The following is a 22,598-nucleotide window of genomic DNA, read 5'->3' as shown; positions in this document are numbered from 1 at the left end:
CGCAAACTCCGGGCCAACTGGGGCAAGGCATCGGGGTCGCTGCTCGGATCTTCGACCTTCTTCCGATCTTCGCTGACACCGCGCCGGATGACCGGGTACCGTCCCTGCTCACCATCCGTACGATCAACGTGCGCGCGAGGGCGGCCGTGCCCGGTGTGCGCGCAGTGCGCGGGAGGCCGCCACGTGGACCCCACCCACGACGTACGCCCCAGACTGCGGGCGGACGCGCTGTTCACGGCGACCGACGACGGGGTCCTCCTCCAGTACCCCGAAGGCCGGTTCGTACTCAAGGGTCGTACCGCCTACCGGTGGATGTGCCGCCTCGCACCGCATCTGACCGGCGCCCATACGCTGGCGGAACTGTGCCACGGGCTGCCGGAGGAGCGCCGCGCCACCGTCACCGCGATGGTGCGGACGCTGCTGGCGCGCGGGGTGGCGCAGGACGTAAGGCCGGACGACTCCCCGTCCGGGCAGGGGAGTTCTCGGCTCCCCGAGGCCGTCCGGGACCGCTTCGCCGACCAGCTCGGCTACCTCGACCACCGGCTCGGCGGAGGCGCGACCGCCGCCTTCGCCCGCTTCCGCGCCACCCGCGTGCTGATCGCGGGCCACGGCCCGGTGGCGGAGAGCTGCGCCGTGACCCTGCTGCGCAACGGGCTGCGGACCGTCGCGCTCACCGGCCCGTATCAGCAGCCGCCGCGCCAACTCCTGCTGGAGCGGGACGCGTTGCGCGATGCGCGGTGCGAAGCCGAGGTGGAGGTGCTTGCGGCAGCGGAGGGTGGCGGCGGGCCGGGGGAGGTGGCCGCCGCAGCGGATGTCGTGGTCGCGTGCGGTACGGGTTACGGCGAGCTCGTCCGCCGCAACCGCGCGGCGCTCGACGGCGGCCCGGCACTGCTGCCGCTGACGGTGCTGGACGGTAGCGCCGTGCTCGGGCCCCTGGTGCACGGACGCGGGGGTGACGGCGGCAGCGGTGACGGCGGCGGTGGCGACGGCGACGAGGGGGCCGGCGGCGGCCGGCAGATCGCGGGCTGCTGGCAGTGCGCCGTGCTGCGGCTCGCCGCCAACCTGGAGCCGACCGACGCCGCGGCGCTGCTGCGGGCCGTGCACACGGAGCGGTCGGCCACCGGTCCGGCCACGCAGCTCGGGCGCATGCTCGGGACGGTGCTCGCCTTCGAGGTCTTCCGCTACCGCACGGGCGCCCTCCCGGCGGAGTGCGCCGGCGCCTTGGTCCTCCAGGACCGTACGACACTGGCGACCTCGCGGGAGACGCTGCTCGCGCACCCGGACTGTGCGGCGTGCGGCCGGGCACCGAGGACGGCACGGGGCGGGGCGGGCCGACGGACCGCTTCCGGAGCCCGGGACGGGGCCGACCCGGCGGGGGAGGGGGTGCTGTTCGGCGCGTACGCGGGGGTCTTCCGGCGCTACGCCGACGACGCGCTGCCGCAGTCACCGGTACGCGCCGCCTGTATCGAGGTCGCGGCGCCCGGGCCGTCCGCCGTACCTCCCCGCTCCGTCACCGCCTTCGCCCTCGGCAGCCAGGCCGACGCCAGAACCACCGCCCGGTACTCGGCCGCTCTGGTGTACGAGAGGCTGCTGCACGCGCACGGCCTGCCGCGCAGCGCCGCACCGTACGTCGCGGACGGGGCGGTGGAGCGGGTGCCCGGCGCCGAGTTGAGCAACTGGAGCGGCCTCCGCGACACCGACGGCGCCGACGGCGCGGTGGCACCGGGCGGGCCGGACGAGCGCGCAGCCGAGGGGCCGTGGCTGAGAGCGTGGGAGTGGGAGCCCACGCGGGACGCGGCCCCCGGTCACGGCCGGACGGTCGCCGTCCCGGCGGCGGCCGTGCACCCCGGCGGCGCGCTCGACCCGGACGGCCGCTTCGAACCGGGCGGTGCCGGTGCCGGAGCGGGCGCCACCCTCGATGCAGCAGCCCGCCGGGGCCTGTTGTCGGCGCTCGCCCGCGAGGGCGTCGTGGCGGCGCTGCGCGCGGAAGCAGCGCCGCGGGTGCTTCCGACGCCGCCCGCGGACGCCGCAGCCGAGGACGACTGTGGATTCCTGCTCCGCGCCGCCGCCCACCTCGACCGGCAGGTCACCCTTCTCGAACTTCCCGGCGCCGCACCCGCACACGCGGTCGTCGCCCTCGCCGGCGACGGACCCACCGCTCACGCCGCCGAAGCGCTCGGCTATGGCACCACTCGCGCCGAAGCCGTCGCACACGCCCTCCGCGATCTGGTCGGCACGCTGCAACTCGCGGCGCACGGCCATCGAACGGACCTGGGCGACCCTCTGATGCCGGGCTTCGACGCACCGGCGCTGCTGGCGGCGGCCGAACCGGCGGCCGAACCGGCGGCGGAACCGGGGGCCGAAGCGGCGGCCGAACCGGGAGCCGCGGCGACAGCCGCGGAGGAGCCGACGGCCGGGAAGCACCTGTCGGGGCGGATGTCGGCGGAGCGCGGACAAGAAGCCCTCGTCGTGCTGACGACCCCTCCCGACCTGCGTGCGGGCGGCGTGGAGACCGTACGCGTCCTGCTGCGCAGGCCGCGGGAGGCACCGGCGTGAGTACCGCCACCACCGAGGGACTGCCCGAGGCCGACCGGCTGCGCGTCGAGCGCGCGCTGGCCTCCCGTCTGCACGACACCGCGCAGCAGCCGCTGTCCGTCCACGTACGACTGCTGGGTACGCGCGACGCCTACGCGGAGCCGGACCGGCCGCCCGCCCCCGCGCCCGGCGCGACACTCGTCCCCGTCCAACTGCACGGCGCATACGCCCTGCTGGGGCCGCTCGGCCCGCCGCAGCCGCTGCCGGGCCATCCGTGCTTCCACTGTGTGGCGACCCGCTGGCAGGCCCTCCGCCCCGCCGTCGAGCGCGACGCGCTGGAGCTCGGGCCTCAGGCCCGCGTCCATGCGGCGGCTCCGAACCCGTATCTGACCTCCTTCGCCCTCGACATGCTCGCCCACCTGGCGAGAGCCGCACTCGACACGATGCGCCGTCAGGAGCCGATCACGCCCGGTACCGGCACCCCGCCCCCGACCGGCACCGTGCACCGGCTCGCGCTCGACACCCTCCGTGTGGAGCGTGCCCGGCTGCTGGCCGACCCCGCGTGTCCTCGGTGCGGGGCGGGGGAGCGGGCTGCCGTGGACCCCGCGCGCAGCGCCGTCCGGCTGCGGCCCGGTCTCGTACCGCGCCCCGGCACCGCCCGGCTGCTGAGCGCCGCCGAAGCGGTGCCGGAGCGGGCCGCCGACGCACTCGCCAACCCCGTCTGCGGCGCACTCGGCACGGGGGTACGGCCGGACCGGGAAGCGGCCAACACCGCCCCGGCCGGTGGACGTTTCGCGGTACGCGGCACACCCCGCCTCATGGACGTCCACTGGAGCGGGCACGCCGACACCTACCGGGACAGCGCGGCCCTGGCCCTGTGCGAGGGGCTGGAGCGGCTGGCGGGGCTGCGCGAGGGCGGACCCGGGCGGATCCGGGCCGCTCGTTCGGCGCTACGCCACCCGTCCGTGGACCCGCGCGAGTGCGGACTCCCGCCGGCGGCGTTCTTCGACGGCGCGCCGCCGCACTTCGCGCCGTACGACGAGGACCTCGTTCTGCCCTGGCTGTGGGGCTGGTCGCTGCGGGACGAGCGGCCGGTGCTGGTTCCCGAGCAGTTGGTCCACTACCGGTCGGCCGGCCCCGGCCCGTTCTTCGCCGCCGGGACCTCCAGTGGCTGCGCGGGCGGCTCGTGCGTGGAGGAGGCCGTGCTGCACGGGCTGCTGGAGCTCGTGGAGCGGGACGCGTTCCTGGTGGCCTGGCTCGGGCGGGCCCGGCTGCCGCGGATCGCGGTGGACGACCGCCGGTCCCCGGCGACCCTGCACCTCGCCGAGCGGATGCGGCGCGGCGGCTATCGGCTCCGGCTCTTCGACAACCGGATCGATCTGCCCGTTCCCGTCGTGACCGCCGTCGCGACCCGCGAGGACGGCGGGCCGGGGGCGCTGTGCCTGTCCTCCGCCGCCGCGCTCGACCCGGAGCGCGCCGCCGAGTCGGCCGTACGCGAGGTCGCCAGCTATCTGTCGGGCTTTCCCGAGCGCACGGTGGACAACCGCGACCGGCTGCGCGCCATGGCACGGGACTTCTCCCTGGTCCGCGAACTGTCCGAGCACGCCGCGCTGTACGGTCTCCCGGAAATGGAGCGGCACGCCGCGTTCCTCCTCGGCCCGGACGACCGAGCACGGCCACCGGCTGCGGCCTTCCGGGACGGAGCCGCACCACCCGCCGGTGATCTGTCCGCCGCCGTGCGCCACTGCCGGGACCTGCTCGCCGCGCGGGGCTTCGACACGGTTGTCGTCGATCAGACGGGACCGGAACAGCGGGCGGTCGCCACCCGAGTGGTGCGGGTACTGGTGCCCGGGCTGCTCCCGCTCGACTTCGGGGCCCGGCGGCACCGGGCCCCCGGCATGCCCAGGGCCCGCACCGCGCTGCGGAGCGCCGGGCTGCGTGCCGACGACCTGACGGCGGCGGAGCTCAACCCGGCTCCGCACCCGTTCATGTGAGGGGGAGAAGGTGTCCCAGTGCCGACGACCGGGTCCGGGAGGAGCGGCAGACCGCACCCTCCCGGTGACCCGCTATCTGGATGCGGTGCTGCGGCGGGCCTCGGTGCCGATGGAAGCCGAGCCGTTCGAGCCGGACTGGCAGGACCAGCCGCGGAGCCACAAGATCTATCCCGGGGCACCCGGCTTCCCGCTCCCCGACGAGGTGCCGCACTCCGCGGCCCCACTGGGGGTGGCCCTGCTCGCCCGGCCCCCGGAGCCGCGGGCTGGGGCCGGGGCCGGCTTCACCGTGCCGCTGCTCGGCGGCATGCTCCGCCACTCCTACGGCTGGCTCTCCCGCCGGCTCCAGGTCACTGCGGACCCGGGCCAGGGCGGCCGGGAGGCGTACGCACACGCCGCGTGGGCGCGCGGCAGCGCGGCGGGCGGTGGCCTGTACCCGTGCGAGATCTACTGGGTGTGCGGTCCGGGTGCGGGCCCGCTGCCCGGCGTGTACCACTACAACCAGCCCGCGCACGCGCTGCGCCGCCTCGCCGCGGGCGACGTCTCGCCCCGGGTACGCGAGGCGCTGGGCGGCGTGCCGACCGCGGGCCGCCAATTCCTCCTCGTCACCGTCCGCTTCTGGCAGAACGCCTTCAAGTACGGGGAGTTCAGCTACCACTGCGTGACCATGGACCTCGGCTGTCTGCTGCGGACCTGGCAGACCTGGGCGGCGGCCTGCGGCATCGGGCTCCGCCCCCGCCTGTGGTACGACGAGCCGGCGCTGGACCGCCTGCTGGGTCTCGATCCCGTCACCGAGAGCGTGCTGGCGGTGGTCCCGCTGCCCTGGCGGGGTGCCGCCGAGGCGGGGAGCGACGGGCCCGCCCCCTCACGGGCTCCCGCGCCACGGGTGGCCGCGCCCCTGCCCGAACGGTCCCGTACCGTCCTGCGGTTCCCCGCCGCCGAGGCGGCCCACCTGGCGGCGACGTACGACACGGGACCGCCCCCGGGCCCGGAGGCGCTCGCCGAGGCCGCCGGCCAGGAGCCGGACCCGCCCGCCGGAGAGCAGCCGGACGCGTCCGCGTCCGCGCCTGCTCCGGTTCCGCTCCCCGCCCCTTCGCCGCTCGGCGCGGGTGTCGCCGAAGCACTCGCCGCCCGGCGCAGCAGCTTCGGCCGGTTCTCCGCGCACCGCCCGCTGTCGGCCGCCGACTTGGCCGCGCTGCTGCAGGCAGCCGCGGCCGGGCGGCAGCTGCGCGCGGACGGGGACGGCGGCCGGGCGTCGTCCTGCCCCGCGCCCGCGCTCACCCGGCTCGCCGTCTTCGCCCAGCATGTGGCCGGAGCACCGGCGGGCCTCCACCTGTACGACTCCGCCGCGCACGCCCTGGTCCCGCTGCCCGGACCGGCCCCGCACCCCTTCCTCCAGCGGAGCTACACGCTCAACAACTACAACCTCGAACAGGCCGCCGCTGTCCTGGTCGTACTGGCCCGCCCGCACGCCGTCGTGGCCGCCGCGGGGCCGCGCGGCCACCGGCTGCTCAACGCCGAGGCGGGCGCCGTCGCGCAGGCCGCCTACCTCGCTGCCGCGTCCCTCGGTACAGGCTGCGGTGCGGCGCTCGGCTTCGACTACGAGGCCCTCCACGCGGCTCTCGCTCCGGCCGTCGGCCCGGACACCTGGCCGCTGCTCCTCCTGATGGCCGGCCACGAGCGCTGCGACCGCCCCCGTTTCGACGCCTCCCTCGCCCCGAACCGCCCTGGCGGCGGCCCCAGCCACCACCCCCACCTCAGCCCCAGCCCTCGCACGGACCGGACCGGCCGCCCATGACCGACACCCCCTCCCACCCGACCCCCGCGCTCGCAACCGCAACCGCGCCGTTCACCCTCGCGTCTGACTTCCTGCTCCGCGTCGCCGGGCTCCCCACCGCGGCCCTCACGCCCCTGCGCGCGCCCGGCACCACCGCGTGGGCGCGCACGGCGCTGGAGCTGGAGGACGGGATGGCCGCGCTGGCACCCGCTGCCGAGGACGCCCTCGCCGAGGCTGTCGCCCGCACCGCGCCCGCGAGCCGCCGCGCCCTGCTCGCTCTCCGCCGCGACATCCACAACGCCCGCACGCCCTCTCGCGCGACGCTGCGGGGCGCCGAGGAGGCGGCGCCCTCGGCTGCCGCCGACTGGCTCGCCCTGCGGCGCCGCTACGAGGAGCATCTGGCTGCCGGTGAGCGCATCCAGGCCGCCGAACTCATCTCCGCCCGCCTCCAGTTGCGTCGCCTCGCCCGTGATCCGGTGCTGCGGGCAGGACTCCAGGCGGCCTCACCCTCCCTGGACGCCGCCCTCCCGGCGTATCTGGCGGCCGGTGACGCGCCACCGAGCGGCAAACGGCACCGGAAGGCGGAGCGCGCCCTGATGTCGTACGTCTACCGGGCGGCGCTCAAGACGAGTCCTTTCAGCACCCTCACCACCTTGACGCGCGGGCGCTTCCACGACTCCGGCCCGCCCCTGGGGCTCGCCCCCGTCGACGACGCTCCGCTGCAGCCGCTGCTGCGTGCACGCGCCAATGTGACCGCGCTCCACGAGATCGCCGTCGCGGCGCTCGGCGACCCGGCCACGCGGGCGGCCCTCCCGTTCCACGCGGTCGGTGGGTGGCGCCGCTCGGGAGGGCGCATCCACTACACACGCCGCCGGTACCGGTCCGTCGATCCCGGTCTCGCCCTCGCCACGCCGGGCGTGCTGCAGGAGGAGCCGTTCCAGGTGCCCGCCGGGCCCGTTGTCGACGAGGCGCTGCGGCTGCTCGACGCGGCCGGGGACGCCGGTACGACCCTGCCGCGGCTCGCCGAGGCGCTGCACAGCTCCGACCCGGACGGCCGCCCGCGGGAGCGGCTGGAGGGCTATCTCGCCAAGCTGGTGGAGCTGGGCCTGCTCACCACGCCCGCTCTCACCCTCGACATCCACCACCCGGACCCGGTCGCAGAACTGGCCGGGCGGCTGCGTACGCTCGGTCCGCTGCCGCCCACAGGCAGCGGACCTTCCCTGGCCGACCGGCTCGACCGGATACGGGAGCACGCCGACGGCTTCCCCCTCGCGCCGCTGGCGGAGCGCGCCCGCCGTACCGCCGCGCTCCGCACCGAGGTGGCCGAGGCGCAGCGGGCGCTGGGCCGTGCGGTACCGGTCGTGCCCAGGACAGCCGTCTACGAGGACGCCGTGCTGGCCGCGCCCGCCACCGCCTCCCGCCGGGCCTGGGCCCGGGGACCGCTGCCCGCGCTCGGCGACTTCGCCCGGCTGCTGCCCGCCTTCGATCTGCTGCTGCTGGACCGGCTGCTGGCCCACGCCTACTTCCGCTCCCGGTACGGGCCCGGCGGGGTCTGCGACGACGTGCCCGGGTTCGCGCACGAGTTGTACCGGGACTGCGGCACGCGGCTGTCGGGTACCGGCACCCGCCTGGGCACGCTGGACGCGGACGGCAGGTATCTGCCGCGCGCCAACCCCTACGACGACCCGCGGGTCGCGGCGCTGAGTGCGGCGCACGAGGAGTTCGCCCGCGCGCTGCGCGGCGCGCTCGACGCCCGGCTCCCCGAAGGACGGCCGCAGCCGTCCGATGCCTCCGAGCTCGTCCTGGACCCGGCGGCGCTGCACCGGGCCGCCGCCGCGCTGCCTCCCGGCAGCCCCGGCCTGCCGCGCAGCTACTCCTGCTACCTCCAGTGGGCCGGACCCCGCCTCCCCGGCGGGCCGCCGCTCGCCGTCCTCAACTGGGCCTACTCGGGCCTCGGCCAGCCTCTCGCCCGGTTCGCCAGGTCCTTCGGGCCGGAGGCCGAACAGGAGCTGACGGAGGGTATCCGGGCCCGGTGCGCCCGACTGCTGCCGCCCGGCGCCGTCGCCGCGGAGCTGAGCGGCGGCTACGACACCTCCAACCTGGCGCTGCGGCCCGCGGCGGCCCCCTACCGGCTGATCGGGCCCGCCGAGGCGCCGCACGGGCCCGCCGAGCGCCGACTCGCGATCGACGACCTGCGGCTGGTCGACGACGAGGAGAACGGTGAACTGCTGCTGGTCTCCCGGCGGTTGGGCAGGCGCGTCGTGCCGCTGTGGCTCGGCGGCCTCGTCCCCATGGCGCTGCCCCGCGTGCAGCGCACTCTGCTGTCGCTCTCCCCGGCAGCCATGCCGCTCGTGGCGGACCTGTGGGGATGCCTGGAGGGGGGCGGGCCGGCCCACCGCCCCCGGGTGCGGCACGGCTCGCTGGTCCTGGCCCGCCGCAGCCGGCGGCTGGCCGGGCCCGAACTGCCCGGCCAGCAGCCACCCGCCGAGACCGCACACGGCTTCCTCGCCCGTCGCCGCTGGTGGCGTGCCGCCGGGCTGCCGGAGCGGGTGATGGTCCGTACGGACATCGACCGCAAGCCGCATCCGGTGGACGCCGGAAGTCCGCTGTCCCTCTCGCTGCTGGACCACCGGCTGCGCGGCGCCGGGGAGGCCGTCTTCACCGAGCTGCTGCCCGACGCCACCGAACCGGCCCTCAGCGCGGGCGGCTCCACGTACGTGTCGGAGGTGTGCGTGGAGCTGGACGCGGCGCCACTTCCCACCGGCCTCACACAGCACACCGGAAGGACGGACCCCCAGTGAGCGAAGCGATCGACACCGGCCAGGCGCGGCTCCCGGCGCGGCAGCGCCGCCCCGGGCCCGCCGCACCCCTCAACGCCGACGACCGTCCGCCCGCCGAGCTGGGCCCCGGCGAGTGGCTGTCGGCGCACGTCTACTACGCGGGGGACCGCGACCCGCTGCTGGGCGAGTGTGTCGGCCCGCTCTTCGAGCGGCTGCGCGCCGAAGGTCTCGCCGACCGCTGCTTCTTCCTGCGCCACTGGCTGGAGGGCCCGCACGTGCGGCTGCGGGTGCGCCCCACAGGACCGGCCGCGATCCCGGCGCTGACCGGCGCGATCGAGGAGACCGTCGGCGACTTCCTGCGCCGCTGCCCCTCCGTCTACGACCCAGCGGTGGATCTGACCGACGAGCAGTACCGGGAGCGGTTCCGGCTGGAGTTCTCCGACGCGCAGTGGGACGCCCGCTACGGCCCGGACACCGTGCGGATGCCGCGCCGCCCCAACGACTCACTCGCCTACCTCGGCTACGAGCCGGAGCTGGAGCGGTACGGCGGCCCGGCAGGTGTGGCGCTCTCCGAGTGGCACGCCGACCGCTCCAGCAGCCTGGTCGCGAGCCTGCTGGCCTCCGCCAACACGCAGGTCGGCAGCGTACGGCTGGGGCTGGCCGCGCAGCTGACGGCCACTCTCGCGCTCACGGTGCTGGGCGGGACCGAGCGCACCGTCGCCTTCTTCGAGCGGCGCATGGCCGACTGGGAACCCCTGTTCAAGGAGCGCTACGGCACCTACGCCGCCGCCTACCTGCGGATGGCGGGCCCGGTGGGCGACAAGGTGGAGGCCCTGCACGCGGGGGTCCTCGGCGGCAGGCCAGACCGGCTCGCCGGATTCCTGCGCCGGTGGGCCGAGCACGGCGCCGAACTGCGTGCCCGTATCGACGAGGAGGCCCTGCGTGGGGCACTGGTGTTCCCCGCGGGGGAGGGGACGGAGGCGCCCGCGCCGGTGGACGTGGAGACCGCGCGGGCCGCGCTGCTCGCCGGATTCGTGCACATGGGATGCAACCGGCTCGGGGTGACCGTCGGCAGCGAGGACTACCTCGCCTATCTGCTGAGCCGAGCCCTCAAGGAGCGCGTCCAGCAAGTGCCCGCGGATTGACCGCGACCGCCGCCGGCCGGCTATTGACCATGGCGAAAACTGATCCACACAATGGCGGGTGTCCGCGTACAGTCGCGTAACTCGCGTACCTACCAAAGGAGTTGACACATGCTCGTAGACGAGCTGGAGGCGCTGGAAGCCGAGACCTTCGAGATCGAGGAGATCGAGGAGCCGCCGCAGGTCATCGCCAGCACGACGGCCTCGGGGCCGGCCTGCCACTGAGCCGTGCGGCAGCCGCCGCCGGGCACCGTCCCAGCCGTACGGCGAACGGACGGCGCCCGGCGGCGAGCGGCCGAGAGGCGGAACGCAAGCGGACCGTCCCGGCCATCCGCCGGGCGTTCGCACCCCATCCACGACCGGGAAGACGGTGACCCAGACGGTGACCCAGGAGAACAAGCGGCCCCGCGGCACGAGCGACATCTGGGAGGTTGCCGACCTGGTCACCCCCATGGCCGTACGCGTCGCCGCCACACTGCGCCTCGCCGATCACATCGGGGAGGGCACCGCCCCCCTCGGCCGGCTCGCCGAGCGCTCCGGCACCCCCGCACACCTGCTGGAGCGGCTGCTCCACCACCTGGTCAACGCACAGGTGTTCACCCAGCCCGAGCCGCACGTCTACGGTCTCACCGAACTCGGCGCACAGCTGCGCGCCGACCACCCCGGCAGCCCCCGCGACTGGCTCGACACCGGCAGCGCCTTCGGCCGCGGTGACCTCGCGCTGGTCCACCTGCTGGAGAGCATCCGCACCGGCCGCCCCGGTTACGACACCGCCTACGGCCGCTCGTTCTGGGCCGACCTGGACGCCGACGCCGAACTCTCCCACTCCTTCGACTCCTTGCTCGCCTCGCTGCTCGTGCCCGGCGAGACGAAGGCCGCAGCCGACGGCTACGACTGGGGCTCGCTCGGCCACCTCGTCGACGTCGGCGGCGGGGACGCGACGCTCCTGTGCGCGCTGCTGACCGCGCACCCCGAACTCCGCGCCACCCTGGTGGAGCTGCCAGGACCGGCTGCCGCGGCCCGCACCAACCTCGCCGAGCAGGGGCTGGGCGAGCGGTGCGCCGTGCTGGAGTCCAGCTTCCTCGACCCGCTGCCGGAGGCGGCTGCCGGTGCGGGCGGCTATCTGCTCTCCGTCGTACTGCACGACTGGGACGACGAGCACGCGCTGGCCATCCTGGAACACTGCGCCCGCGCGGCCCGCCCCGGCAGCCGGGTGCTGCTGATCGAGGGGTTGCGCGACGACCCGCAGGGGGCACGGGTCCGCTCCGAGATGGACCTGCGGATGCTCACCTACTTCTCCGGGCAGGAGCGCACCCGCGACCAGCTCGCCGTGCTCGGAGACCGCGCCGGATTCGACCTCGGTACGGTGCGCAAGCTCAGCTACTACCGCTCCCTGGTGGAGCTCGTCGCCCGCTGACGTCCGCGCTCGGCCATGCGCGGAGCCTCGGGCCGGACGACTTCGATGAGTCTGCTCCGCGACCGGGGGCGCCGGTCGGGATCGCGTGAGACCTCGGCCGACCAGGCCGCCCACCGCAGGCGGCGCGGCAGCCCGGTGGCGGCAGCCCACCCGCCTCGACGAACTGTCTTGGTGTGGGCAGGAGTTGGCGACCAGCAAACGTCGCGCGCCCGGTGACGACGTCACCTCCCGGCTGTGCGCCACCGACGGGGTCGGCGACGACGAGATCGCCATGCTGCCGATGGCCCTGCTGTTCGCCGGGCATGAGACCACCGTCGTCCAGATCGGACTCGGCGCCCTGCTGCTCACCGATCCCGGCCAGTGGCAGGCCATGCTGGCCGACCCGGGCCTGGTCCCGGACGCGGTCGAGGAAATCCTGCGCGCTCCCGGCAAGGCAGGCGGCGGCATCCCCCGCTACGCCCACACCGACATCACCCGTCAGGCCGCAGCACGCCTGTCCTTCGGTCACGGCGCCCGCTACTGCCTGGGCGTGCTCCCTGGCCCGCATGGAACGGCAGGTTGCCCTCGATCACCTCGCCGAGAGCTTCCCGATGCTGAGTCTGGCAGTCCCCATCGAGGAACTCCGCCTGCGCGAGGCCGTACTGACCGGCGACCTGATCGAACTCCCGGTGAGGTGGTGAGTGGTGAGACGGTGAGTACCGTGTCCCGCCACGTGTTCGCCCCCTTCTACGCGAAGGTCGCCGGACCCGCAGTGGCGAAGGCCGGCATCACTACGCACCGCGAGCGCCTCCTTCCCTGATGCCCGGAGCCCTCAGGGATCTCGAACAGACAACGCTCGCCGTCAACCGCTGAGACACCCCGGCGCGTTCCGTGACCCACGAACGAGTCGGCCATTGCCACCTCGGTGAAGACAGCCAGGGAACGAGACCCTCGCGTGCCTGCGAGCCCTGTGCTGGGGTGAAGAGGTAGCCAGTGCGGCGCGTGCCCCGCTCGCCGTCGAGGCCCAGCCGCGCCGGATCAGCCTTGACCGGCCAGGTCGTCGAACAGTCCGCGGGAGACGGCCGTGTCCAGAGCGGCACGGCGAAGGCCCACTCCGACGGGCGGTCCCTGGCTCCCGGGGGCGGTTCGTCATCGAACCCCTCAGGGCCCGCCGCCACCAGCGGCTCCATGGCCCCTCTCCTACACGAACCACGCCCGCCCAGCGTGCTGTTCGGCATCATCCCACCACGCCCGCCCGGCAGTTCCGGTTCCCGCCAGGGCGACGAAGGGGTGCGCGGGCACGGCCGGTCGTACGCCTTCGCACCGAACGGCAGGACGCTCCACGTCGCCGGTCTGGTTCGCGTCGCGGCTCGGGCGGGGCGCTGTGCGGAGCCCGCTCGTCCTGGGTCGCGAGCCCGCGGCCGTGCCTAGGGGGTTCGCGGCTCCTTGCGGCGGCGCATCAGCACAAGCGCCGCCGCCGCCACGACGAGCGGCAGGACGCTGACGCTTAGCATCGTGAGCCGCAGTGCGTCCGCGAAGTCCCGCCCGAGGTCGAGCCCACCTGCCAGCCGGAGCAGGTTCGGGTCGTACACGGCACTGCCCGGGTTGAGTGCCAAACCGCTGCGCACGGCGTCCACGGCCTGCTCCGCCCGGGTCACCGACAGTCCGCGTGACTCGGCGTCCGCCAGCCACTGCCGGTGGAAGAAGAAGTTGAGAAGCAGGAGGTAGACGGTGGGCCCGAACGCGTAGCCGGTCATTCCGGAGGCCAGTTGCACGGAGGCCACGGTGCCGGAATGCCCAGGCGGCGCTTCGGAGAGGACCGTCTCCGACACCGAGGTGGAGGTGACCAGCGTCCCCAGGTTGCACAGCCATGTGGCCAGCACGAGCAGCCACAACGCCATCGTGGGGGTGAGTGTGCCCGCCATCAACAGCCCGCTCGTCGCCAGCAGCAGCAGACCGGCGACCATCACCGGCCGCGGGGAGTACTTCCCGACCAGGCGCCCGGCCAGGACTACAGCACCGGCACTGAGCAGGGTGCCGGGCAGGTACAGCAGGCCGACGGCCTCGGGGGACAGCGCCAGCACCACACTGCCGAACTGGCCCAGGGCGACGCTGAGGCCGGCGGCGAGGAAGTTCAGTGTGAGCGTCGCCGCCAGGGCCACGCTGAACGGCGGGCTTCGGAACAGCGCAAGATCCAGGGCCGGTTCGGGGGTGCGGCGCTCGTGCAGCACGAAGAGCACGGCGGCGGCAGCGCTGATGAGCAGAGGCAGCCATGTCTGCGGCCGGAAGACACCGTTCTGCGCCGCGGCGAGACCGATGACAAGGGCCAGCAGAGCGGCTCCGACCAGGATGACACCAGCCACGTCGGTCCGACGGCGCTCCTTGGCGGGGGCCTCCGGTACGTACCGGGCCGTCAGCCAGAGCGAGGTCAGGGCCAGCACCGGGGCGATCAGGAAGAGCACCCGCCAGCTGACGGCTCCCACCGCCCAACCGGTGAGTGCGGGAGTCATCCCGCACAGGACCATCTCGACGGCCATGAAGACACCGAGGGCGGCGGGGCGCTTCTCCCGAGGAACCGATGTCTTCAGCAGGGCCAACGGCACTCCCAGCAGCGCGGTCATCCCCAGGCCGTCCAGGAACCGCATCGTCAGCAAGAAGCCGTACCCGGGGGAGAACACGGAGAGCAGGTCGGCGACCGTGACAGTGACCAGCCCCAGCATCAGCACCCGTTTGAGCCCGAAGGCATCCCCGAGACCGCCCGCGGCGAGCACGGCGGCAGCCATCACCAGCGTGGCCGCGCCGCCCAGGAACCCGACGAGCTGGGGCGGCACATGCAGGGCACGACTCACCTGCGGCAGGTTCAGCCCGAGCACCAGCGGGTCGATGACCGTGACCGTGAAGGCGAGGGAGAGAGCGAGGATGATCGGCAGCATCGCAGGACAGGTCCGTGACCGCGCGGGCGTCACCGCAAACCTCCCGTGCTCGTCATCTCCCATGCCGGTCAACGTTATGCGGGCATCGCGTCAGGTCAGGACTCTTGGGGAGCGACGCGCGTGGAAGACCGGCGTTCGAGTTCACCCGGCCCCTGCCACGCCGCCAGGCGGGCGGCACATCGGCCACCTCCGGCGATCCGGGAGCCAGGACTCCTGGTGACACCGTCGCGGTGCCCGCCCTCTGCTGTGGATACACCGGCGCAGCCATCGCTGCCGGCAGCAGCATCCGCGGCTCCGCGTCGCACGCCGCAGACGTCCGGACTGCGGCGGCCGCTTCCCGAGCCGGGCCCTGCGCGGCATCCCGGAGTCGGGTGCATGCGAGAAGCGCCGGTGGTCGTGGTGGCGCCGAAGCTGCCGAAGTACGGTCGCCGTGTACGAGGCCATCACGGGCGGCGGGACCCACCCGTCCGTCACGCACGCAGGTGCCACAGCAGCCAGGGCAGCCTGTCGTGCAACTCCCGTACCCAGTAGGCGGGCTCGTGCATGCCGGTGTAGAAGTGGGTCGAGACCTGGACACCCGCCTGCGCGAGGCGTGGCGCGACGGCACGGGCTTCCTCGTTCATCAGCGCCTCCGAAGGCGAGAGCACCTCCTCGGGGAACGGGTCGGAGGGGTCCTCCAGCCCCGGGACGTGCGGGTCGGGCTCGGCTCCGGGCGGGTCCAGCACTCCCCGCCTCCCGTCCCCGCTGGACAGATGAACGGGTACACCGCGCAGCCGCTCCGCGAGGTGGTACACGTCGTGGGCCTCCCAGTTGGCTCGCTGAGCCACGGGGTCGCCCCACAGCGCACGCCAGTCGAGGCCGAGGTAGGTCATGCCCGCGCGGATCGCCCGGACGTGCTGGAGTGGATGGATGTACCCGCTGAAGCTCGCCACCGCGCGGAAGAGCCCAGGGCGGCGCGCTGCGTAGAACAGCCCGCCCGCACCGCCCTGGGAGTCACCGGCCGCCACACGCCGCCGGCCCGCGCCGTAGTCTTGTTCCAGCAGTGGGAGCACCTCGTCCAGGTGGAACGTCTCCACAGCGGGCGGACCACCCTTGCCGCCGTTCCACCAGTCCGTATAGAAGCCGAACTCCGGCATCCCCGGCATCACTACGAGCACGTCGCGCAGTGCGGCGCGTGCGACGCCCTTGTGGAAGTCGTAGCTCTCGGTCCACCCCTTGTGGTCCCCGTCGCCGCCCACCAACAGCCACAGCGCCGGCCACCGGTCGCCGGGCCTCCGCCGCTCCCAGCCGACGGGCGTCAGCAGCCGGACGAACGCTCTGCCGCCCATCGCCGGTGACTCCACGGTGAGATCGAGCAGCCGCGGACCCACCCGCCGCTCCTCGACAACCCGCGCGCCCATGGGCGACGCCGCGGACGCGCGCGTGGGCACGGCCAGCGCGGGCACGGCCGCCGCAGCTCCCAGCGCGGCCATCGGCACGAGTACCTGCCGCCGGGTCCTGCCCGGCCCGACCTTCGGATCACCTGTAGCGTCCATACGGCCGACCCTAGGGACACGCTGCCCGAGTCAGTGTCCAGCCCAGGGGGAGTCGGCGGCGGCGCCCGCGGAAGTGCACCCGGACAGCGTCACCCCCGGCGCGGACGAGTAACCCGCGCGTCGGGAAGCACCGGTATGGCCGTGCGACAGTGCAACCGTGCGGCAGGCCGCGCGGAGCCTGCACCGCGACCGCCGTACGGCGCCGGGCACGCGTCGACCGGCGGCGGTTTGAGACTCCGGGGCATCACACACCGGCCTCTCGGGGCTGTGCGTTCGATCCGATGGCCGGTGAGGTCCGGCACTCGCCATGCGAGGTCCCGGCAGAGCGGCGGCTCGGTCGGACCTCGCCCGTACCGCGTGGTGGCTCAGCGGTCACCACCGACGAAGAGTCCACCACCGCGGCAGTCGGCGGCCTGGCGAGGCACCCCGGTGCCAGGCTCTTCTGTGGTGACCAGTCAGACGAACGCGGCAGGCGAGGCCGCACCACTGCGTGAATCCTCTAATCTGAACCTTGCTTCTACGTGACCGCGGCTTGCCGTGGCCGGGCGGACGGGGGGAGACGCCAGTGCGGGCGGAGTGGACGGGCGCTGCGAGCCCCGGCGAACAGATCGGGCCGTACACCGTACTCACGGAACTGGCCAGCGGTGGTATGGGCCGCGTCTACCTGGCCCGCTCCCCAGGCGGCCACACCGTTGCCGTCAAAATTCTGCTGGCCGACCCCGACGAGGGCACGGTCTCGGACGCGGACCGGCGCCGCTTCGCCCGCGAGGTGGCCTTGGCCCGGCGCGTAGGAGGGGTGTTCACGGCCAGTGTCGTGGATGCCGACGCGGACTCCCACGTCCCTTGGATGGCCACCGAATACATCCCGGCGCCGTCGCTGCGCGAACTGGTCGTGTCCCAAGGCCCGTTGCCGCCCGCCGCCCTGCACTGGATCGCGGCCGGAATGGTCGAGGCATTGGTGAGCATCCACGCCGCCGGGCTGGTCCACCGCGATATCAAGCCCTCCAACATTCTGCTGCCGGAGGACGGCCCCCGCCTGATCGACTTCGGGATCTCGCAGGCCGCCGACATCACCCGTACGAAGGCAACTTTCGGCACCGTCGCCTTCGCCGCCCCCGAGCAGGCGCGTGGCGAGCCGACCACCGCTGCATCCGATGTCTTCTCGCTGGGTGCCACACTGTTCTACCTGGCCACGGGCCGCAGTCCCTACCGCGACACAGGCCAGGGCAGCGCGTTCGAACAACTGGTACGAGCAGCCGAGGGTGACCTCGACCTGGACGGCCTGCCCACCGGACTGGACGCCCTGATCCTCCCCTGCCTCACCCAGGACCCCGCTCGACGGCCCACCGCGCACGCATTGCTGGACCAGGTCGGCGCCGTTCTCGCGGAGCGTCCACAAGCGCGCGGTGCCACCGACTGGCTCCCGGAAGGCTGGTCTTCCGCGATCGAGCAGTACGGCAGACGCCGTACCCAGGAGGTCGATGCGGCCCAGCGGCGCATCGCCCCTGACGCGGCGGCCACCGTGCGTACTCCGCCCGCCACCGCCCACACCCGACACCTGCCCCGCTCGCCAGGGCTCCAGCCGCCCCGCCTCCGTCGCACCGGGGTGCGGCTCACTGTGGCTCTGGCGGCAGCCGGGCTCCTCACCGGAGGCGGTGTCATCTACGCGCTGCAGCAGGGCGGCGAGGCCACCCCCGGTGCGGTGCGGGAGGACCTGCGGCTGGCCCTGGTGGAACAGATCGCACCGGGCGAGTGCACCGACAAGCTGCCGCCGCCCACCTTCTATTCTCAGGACCAGAAAGCCTGCTTCCACATCTCCACCGCGGCCGAGAACCGCATGAGCGTCAAGCAGCTCCGGCACGTGCGCACCAAGCGCGGCCAGACGGGCTGGATGATCCAGGCATCGTTCCAGGATGAGGACGCCAAACGGTTCGCGGACCTCACCAGCCGGGCGGCCCAACGCCGCTCCCCACAAAACCACATCGCCATCGTCCTCGGCGACCGGCTGATCAGTGCACCTGCCGTCACCGGGCCCATCAGCGGGGGTGCTATGGAGATCAGCGGCAGCTTCACCAAGGACTCGGCGAACAAGCTGGCCAAGGAACTGGGAGCCCCCTGACGGGCACGAGTGCGGTGAGCCCGCCATCCGGACGACGCCTTGAGCCCGGTGGTCGTCGAGGCCGTCGACACGGGATGAGCTGCACATCTGCTTGCGCGGCGTCGCCGGCGAGACCGCCGGGGCGAGCAGGTGCAGATGTTCCGCGGGGCATCAAGCCTGCGTGGTGGTGGGCCCACCGCCGTCCGCTGATACGGGTCGGTCGGCATCAGCGGCTCGACCTGTATCCGCCCTCTCGGCAGTGAGCACCGACGGGGCCGCAGGCGTACGCGCACGGTGGCGGAAGCCCACCCCCGAGAAGCTCCCGTCAGGTCGCCGTGGCCCGCCGCAGTCCGGGAACGAGGACCGCAGCCACGACCAGGTGCATCACGGCCAGGGCAAGTGTGGTGCCTGTGGAGGCCCGGGCACTGATCACGGGGGCGAAGGAGACGAGCAGCACGATGCCGGACAGGACGGTCCACGCGGCACGGGAGCGGCTGGTCACGCGGCGCAGCAGCAACAGCGCCGACCAGCCTGCAAGGTTCGCCAGCAGGGCGGCGATCAGGACGAGTGGCAGGCCGACGCGCATGGTCGGCTGTCCGTGCATGGTGACTTCCATATCGGCACCCGCCGCCTTCGCAGCGAGCCAGACCACGGCCGGTGCAGTGGTCGCGAGGACCACGGCGGTGATCTGCGGGTGGCGGGCTCCCGAGGTGCGGGTGGTTTTGGCAGCAGTCATGGAAAGACTCCTTAACTTCACATGGTGTGCACTTGATAAAGTACACATGGCGCGTACTTTCCAGCAATAGCAACTTCACGCAATGTGCAATTTCAACGGAGAGGTGGGCATGGCCAGGACCATCGGGGAGCCCCGGAACGCTCGCAGCCGCAAGACCGTAGCCGCGCTCCTGCAGGCAGCCCGGGAGCTCATCGAGGAGCAGGGTTTCGAATCCCTGACCATGGCCGCCGCCGCCGAACGCGCCGGCGTCTCACGCCGAGGGGCCTACCTGCACTTCTCAACCCGCGGAGAACTCCTCACCGCGCTCTACCGCAGCCTGGGCGAGGTCGAACAACTGGCCGCCTCGCTGCAGAAAGTGTGGGACGCACCCGATGCCCTGGCTACACTGCGGGAGTGGGCCGAGCACATCGCCAGGTCCCACCCCCGGATCCTGGCTGTCCTGCACGCCGTCGAACGCGCCCGCCACACCGACCCCGATGCCGCCGAACTGTGGGAGACCACCCTGACCAACTGGCGCAGAGGCAGTCGCCGGGTCATCGAACGGCTGCAGGCCGAACACCGTCTCGCGCCCCCCTGGACGGTCGACACTGCCACCGACATGCTCTGGGCCCTGACGTCTCTTGACATCCTCGACCGGCTCATGACCCGACGGCGCTGGTCCCGCAAAGGCTTCGCCCAGCACCTCACAGCACTCCTGGAGGCCACCTTCACGACCCCCGGAGCCAGGGATGAGGGGTAGGCCGTCTTCAAAGTGATTTTGCCCAGAGTAGGAACGAGGCGAGGGTGACTGCTGCTTCGTAGGAGGCGGCCGTCTTGTCATACCTGGTCGCGATCCTATTTGCGGCGGCGGTAGATCTCGCGGTCGAAGCCGGGGGCCGTCCGCCGCGACGGCCTCGGTTGCGGCGATCCTTTCGCTGGTCGGTCTTCTCCGGGATGGTGTGGCCGATCCCGCGCTGGCGGCACGTGGTCGGGTCGGCAGCGCGGGCGGCCGGCCGCGGTACGGGGCACCCGGATGCGTTCCAGCGGAGCCTTGGCACAGATGCCGTCGTGGCGTTGGCCGGGGGTAAGGAGGATGGCCAGGGGCGTCCGCGGCCGTCGCAGGCGAGATGGATTTTGCTGGTCAGGCCGTCGTGGCGTTCGGGCAGGTCACCGCAGGTGATGCCGGCACGGATCTTGTAGACCACGCCTCATGCGGTCAGGCGTCAGTGAGAACGGGGTCGTACGGGGTGTTCCTGCGGCGACCCGACATGAAGGAAAGGAAGTCGCCCACGAAGGCGCTGCGGCCGTAGGTGCCGTCGGTGGTGGTGAGGTCGCGGTGGAAGGCGGTGCGGAAGAGCGCCCGGTACTCGTCCGCGTCGATGGTCCCGCTGCCGTCCTTGTCGGTGGCGTCGAAGAGCACCTCGGCGACGCGGATGAGCGCGTGACCGGCGAGGGAGGGCACGGCGGCGGCGTACTCGTCGGCGCTGACACGGCCGTCGCCGTCCGTGTCGAGGGCGGCCTGGAGCTCGCGCCACCAGGCGGCGAAGGCGTCGTAGAGCCGCGTCTCCTCGGGTTCGTCCAGGTCCAGGCGGGTGGCCAGTTCGCGCGCCATGGCGGCGAGGTCAGGCCAGTCGAGGTGGCCGTCGCCGGTCTGGTCCAGCACCTGACGGAAGAACTCCTCCGCCGAGCGCCGGCCCTCTCCGGTGGCCGTCGGGGCGGCCGGGACCGGTTCGGTGCCGGTGCCACCGCTCGATGGTGTGAGGAGGCGGAGCAGGGCCGATGCCCGCTTCATGCGGGCGCGCAGTGCGGTCACGGTCCTGGCGCGGGGGTCGTCGCTGTCGGGCGAGAGGGAGAGGGCTTCGATGATGGTTTCGGCATTGACCCAGCCCTCGGGCAGGAAACGGGTGAGTCCGGCGGCGAGGTAGGCGCCCTGCATGAGGGTCGTGGCGCCGGGCATCTCGGGCAGGCCGGCCCTGCGCCGGTACGGCTCGGGAAGCGAGGCGACGGTGATCGAGCCGAGGAGCGGTCCGACGACGGCCCGGCCGACCGCCCACAGCGTCGGCGCGCCGTCGAGCAGTGCCGGGGCGGGCAGGTGGTCGAAGAGCCGGTAGAGGATGATGCGGGCTGCCTCGGTGTTCTCCAGCTCGTCCTCGACGACCCTGTCGAAGTACCGCCAGAAGTCGTTCAGGTCCTCGGGGAGTTCCCCGGCGTCGCCGTCGAGCGCGGCGAGGAAGGCGCGGTACTCGGCGTACACGTGCTCCATGGTGTCCTGGTCGAGCGGCTGACCGCTCAACCGGCACATGGTGACGGCGCTCTCGTAGAGCGTGGCCACCACCCAGGCGCGGGTCGCGCGGTCCATGGCGTCGTAGGCGCGGCCGCGGGAGTCGGAGCCGCTCATGCGGGCGTGCAGCCTGTTGAGACGGGCGGCCTCCCGTTCGCGTACTGCTGGGTCGGCGTCGAGCATGCGCCGCATGCTGAGGAAGGTGTTGCGCAGCCGACGCCAGGGATGAGCGACGAAGGTGGAGTTGTCGGCGAGGGCGGCACCGATCTGCGGGTGGGCGGCCTCCAGCACGGTGGCGCGGATGATGGCAAGCGCCCAGCGCGGGTCGTCGAAGAAGGCGCGGAATTGCGATTCCGGCCCCAACAGGGGTGCCTCGTCGGCCGTTCCCGTGGTTCCAGTCGTCATGACGGGTCTCCGTTCGTCTGGGGCGGCACGCCGCCGAAGCGGCGGTCACGGTGCCGGTAGGCGTGCAGGCAGGCGAGAAAGTCAGGGGCCCGGAAGTCCGGCCAGTGCGCCTCGGGGAAGACCCACTCGGCGTAGGCGACCTGCCAGAGCATGAAGTTGGAGATGCGCTGCTCGCCGGAGGTACGGATCACGAGGTCGACGTCGGGGGTGTCGGGGAACGGCAGGTGGTCCGCGAAGAGCCGCTCGGTCACATCATCGGCGGGTATCTCGTTGCGGATCAGCGACCTGGCGGCCTCGACGATGTCTCGGCGTCCGCCGTGGTCGAAGGCGACGGTGAGCGTCATCCCCAGGTTGCCGGCGGTCAGCGTCGTCAGATCGTCGAAGTCCTGGGCCAGTTCGCGGGGGATGCGCGGGTCTGCGGCCCCCAGGAAGCGGCAGCGGATGCCGCGCGCGAGCAGCAGCGGCGCATGCTTGCGCACAACCCGGCGGACCAAACGCATCAGATAGTCGACCTCGGTGCCGGGACGGTTCCAGTTCTCGGTGGAGAACGCGTACAGGCTGAGCCATTCGACTCCGGCCGCCCGGGCCGCCTCGATGATGTCGATGACGGTGCTCTCCGCAGCCCGATGGCCCGCCGTTCGGGGAAGCGAACGCCGCTGAGCCCAGCGGCCGTTGCCGTCCATCACGCAGGCTACGTGCCGCGGCACCGCAAGCGCCGGCCCGTCGTCCTGCCTCTGCTGATCGCCGTACTGTCGCCCCACCGGCCGGCCCCCCGTCGCCTGCGCGTGCACGGTTGACGCCGTGGTCCGTCACACCCAGCCTCGACTCGCCCGGAACGGCACGGTCGGCCCTGCCGTGCTCGCTCACGCCCACCCCGTACCGCACATGACCACCCCCCCACCGGGCGTTCTCCTCAGGAGTCTGACAGCGCGGAGGGGTCCTGGCCGGTCGAACGGGGGACTGTCACCCTTGGCTCAGATGTCCGATTCCCTGCCGCATCGGCAGCATTC

14 protein-coding genes and 1 pseudogene are annotated in these 22,598 nt (G+C 73.4%); 9 read left to right on the top strand and 6 right to left on the bottom strand.

All coding sequences use genetic code 11. From position 1 onward, the window contains the following. Window positions 1-183: 183 nt before the first annotated feature. The 7 genes from JW592_RS13100 (at window position 184) to JW592_RS13070 (ending at window position 12,441) form a co-directional block, all read left to right on the top strand. A complete protein-coding gene (locus JW592_RS13100) occupies window positions 184-2,556 on the top strand; it encodes a YcaO-like family protein (protein ID WP_209265209.1) in 2,373 nt (790 codons plus the stop codon). After that, window positions 2,553-4,529, top strand: a complete 1,977-nt coding sequence (locus JW592_RS13095; RefSeq protein ID WP_209265208.1) for a TOMM precursor leader peptide-binding protein — start codon at window positions 2,553-2,555, stop codon at window positions 4,527-4,529. Before JW592_RS13100 ends, JW592_RS13095 begins: the two co-directional genes overlap by 4 nt. A gap of 64 nt (window positions 4,530-4,593) precedes the next feature. Further along, the gene (locus JW592_RS13090; RefSeq protein WP_209265207.1) at window positions 4,594-6,324 is read left to right on the top strand and encodes a SagB/ThcOx family dehydrogenase; all 1,731 of its coding nucleotides are present in this window, start codon (window positions 4,594-4,596) and stop codon (window positions 6,322-6,324) included. After that, window positions 6,321-9,104, top strand: coding sequence for a lantibiotic dehydratase (locus JW592_RS13085; RefSeq protein ID WP_209265206.1), 2,784 nt, complete (start codon window positions 6,321-6,323; stop codon window positions 9,102-9,104). The genes JW592_RS13090 and JW592_RS13085 overlap by 4 nt, the downstream gene beginning before the upstream one ends. Then, entirely contained in the window at window positions 9,101-10,228 is a 1,128-nt protein-coding gene (locus tag JW592_RS13080) for a lantibiotic dehydratase C-terminal domain-containing protein (RefSeq protein WP_209265205.1), read from the top strand. Before JW592_RS13085 ends, JW592_RS13080 begins: the two co-directional genes overlap by 4 nt. A gap of 367 nt (window positions 10,229-10,595) precedes the next feature. Further along, the gene (locus JW592_RS13075) at window positions 10,596-11,642 is read left to right on the top strand and encodes a methyltransferase (RefSeq protein ID WP_209265204.1); all 1,047 of its coding nucleotides are present in this window, start codon (window positions 10,596-10,598) and stop codon (window positions 11,640-11,642) included. Between the two features lie 184 nt (window positions 11,643-11,826). Next, window positions 11,827-12,441: a cytochrome P450 family protein gene (locus tag JW592_RS13070; protein WP_209265203.1), complete on the top strand. Its 615-nt coding sequence runs from the start codon at window positions 11,827-11,829 to the stop codon at window positions 12,439-12,441. A gap of 607 nt (window positions 12,442-13,048) precedes the next feature. Here JW592_RS13070 and JW592_RS13065 read toward each other — a convergent pair. After that, a complete protein-coding gene (locus JW592_RS13065; RefSeq protein WP_209265202.1) occupies window positions 13,049-14,554 on the bottom strand; it encodes an MFS transporter in 1,506 nt (501 codons plus the stop codon). 470 nt (window positions 14,555-15,024) lie between these two features. Continuing rightward, the gene (locus JW592_RS13060; protein WP_229375892.1) at window positions 15,025-16,089 is read right to left on the bottom strand and encodes an alpha/beta hydrolase; all 1,065 of its coding nucleotides are present in this window, start codon (window positions 16,087-16,089) and stop codon (window positions 15,025-15,027) included. A 565-nt stretch (window positions 16,090-16,654) separates the two neighbouring features. On the opposite strand from JW592_RS13060, the gene JW592_RS13055 reads away from it, so the two are divergent. Then, window positions 16,655-18,208: a serine/threonine-protein kinase gene (locus JW592_RS13055; protein WP_307805396.1), complete on the top strand. Its 1,554-nt coding sequence runs from the start codon at window positions 16,655-16,657 to the stop codon at window positions 18,206-18,208. Between the two features lie 304 nt (window positions 18,209-18,512). On the opposite strand, the gene JW592_RS13050 is transcribed toward JW592_RS13055, so the two are convergent. Beyond that, on the bottom strand, window positions 18,513-18,923 hold the full coding sequence (locus JW592_RS13050) for a DUF6069 family protein (protein ID WP_209265201.1): 411 nt from the start codon (window positions 18,921-18,923) through the stop codon (window positions 18,513-18,515). Window positions 18,924-19,032: 109 nt separating this feature from the next. On the opposite strand from JW592_RS13050, the gene JW592_RS13045 reads away from it, so the two are divergent. Beyond that, window positions 19,033-19,662, top strand: coding sequence for a TetR/AcrR family transcriptional regulator (locus JW592_RS13045; protein ID WP_209265200.1), 630 nt, complete (start codon window positions 19,033-19,035; stop codon window positions 19,660-19,662). Window positions 19,663-19,669: 7 nt separating this feature from the next. Here JW592_RS13045 and JW592_RS32735 read toward each other — a convergent pair. From JW592_RS32735 to uppS, 3 genes and pseudogenes are all read right to left on the bottom strand, one after another. After that, window positions 19,670-20,050: pseudogene (locus JW592_RS32735) on the bottom strand (transposase family protein); the annotation flags it as partial. Between the two features lie 68 nt (window positions 20,051-20,118). After that, window positions 20,119-21,588: an oxygenase MpaB family protein gene (locus JW592_RS13040; RefSeq protein WP_209265199.1), complete on the bottom strand. Its 1,470-nt coding sequence runs from the start codon at window positions 21,586-21,588 to the stop codon at window positions 20,119-20,121. Further along, window positions 21,585-22,271 carry a polyprenyl diphosphate synthase gene (uppS, locus tag JW592_RS13035; RefSeq protein ID WP_229375890.1) on the bottom strand — a complete coding sequence of 229 codons (687 nt, stop codon included), beginning with the start codon at window positions 22,269-22,271 and terminating at the stop codon, window positions 21,585-21,587. Before uppS ends, JW592_RS13040 begins: the two co-directional genes overlap by 4 nt. Between the last annotated feature and the right edge of the window lie 327 nt (window positions 22,272-22,598).

Origin of the sequence: Streptomyces spirodelae (assembly GCF_017676385.1) — a bacterium.
Lineage (GTDB): Bacteria > Actinomycetota > Actinomycetes > Streptomycetales > Streptomycetaceae > Streptomyces > Streptomyces spirodelae.
This window is presented reverse-complemented; position numbering and strand designations above follow the sequence as displayed.

Excerpts from the sequence above, each read along its gene's own strand:
- JW592_RS13045 (WP_209265200.1), top strand. The coding sequence starts at position 19,033 with ATGGCCAGGACCATCGGGGAGCCCCGGAACGCTCGCAGCCGCAAGACC.
- uppS (WP_229375890.1), bottom strand. The coding sequence starts at position 22,271 with ATGGACGGCAACGGCCGCTGGGCTCAGCGGCGTTCGCTTCCCCGAACG.
- JW592_RS13040 (WP_209265199.1), bottom strand. The coding sequence starts at position 21,588 with ATGACGACTGGAACCACGGGAACGGCCGACGAGGCACCCCTGTTGGGG.
- JW592_RS13065 (WP_209265202.1), bottom strand. The coding sequence starts at position 14,554 with ATGCTGCCGATCATCCTCGCTCTCTCCCTCGCCTTCACGGTCACGGTC.
- JW592_RS13060 (WP_229375892.1), bottom strand. The coding sequence starts at position 16,089 with ATGGACGCTACAGGTGATCCGAAGGTCGGGCCGGGCAGGACCCGGCGG.
- JW592_RS13050 (WP_209265201.1), bottom strand. The coding sequence starts at position 18,923 with ATGACTGCTGCCAAAACCACCCGCACCTCGGGAGCCCGCCACCCGCAG.
- JW592_RS13085 (WP_209265206.1), top strand. The coding sequence starts at position 6,321 with ATGACCGACACCCCCTCCCACCCGACCCCCGCGCTCGCAACCGCAACC.